Origin of the sequence: Microvirga sp. KLBC 81 (assembly GCF_003075415.1) — a bacterium.
In the GTDB taxonomy this organism is placed as follows: Bacteria; Pseudomonadota; Alphaproteobacteria; order Rhizobiales; family Beijerinckiaceae; genus Microvirga.
Genome location: NZ_QDAH01000337.1, coordinates 1 through 524, shown reverse-complemented (window position 1 = coordinate 524; position 524 = coordinate 1). Strand labels below are relative to the sequence as shown.

Genomic DNA, 524 nt, shown 5'->3' with positions numbered 1-524 from the left:
GGTCATTGCTGAGTTTTAGGCGAAAGATCGGTAATCCGGATCAATTTATCCGAATGGCGCTGCTAGGAATTTTAGTGTTGCGCGTCGAGGTTTGAACGCACCTGCCGCGGCTGGCCATGTGAGTCGTTGGAGGGCGGGAAGAGGGAGGTGCGCAGCAGAGGCCGAGCGCGCTAAACGATCTTCCTATGAGGAGCTGCTTTTCTTGACGCTGCAGCATGCGGCAAGGATATCGCTGCTTACCCCCGATATGCCATAGTTATTTTGAAGCCAATTACTGACAAACCTAGATCTGTCGGAAGGGGTGATGCTGAAGTACTTCGAGGTGAAGCTTACAGAGCGGTCGGGGCCATTAATTTGTTCTTCAATTAAGTCTTCACAAAAAGTTCGAAGATCTAGATCGGCAATTATGGCTTCGTCAACTTCTTGGGAAAAATGCTGGGCAGCTGAAATTAAAGACGCAGTTTCTTTAAACGTCAAAATGTCGCCACTCGCAGCTTTTTTCGGTAGCAGGGCCGGCGACAGTC

General features: G+C 49.8%; 1 protein-coding gene. It reads right to left on the bottom strand.

Features of this window, described 5'->3' with window-relative positions; all coding sequences use genetic code 11:
* Window positions 1-183: 183 nt before the first annotated feature.
* Window positions 184-524: hypothetical protein (locus DC522_RS35340; protein ID WP_165820457.1), on the bottom strand; the 341-nt coding region annotated here is incomplete at its 5' end.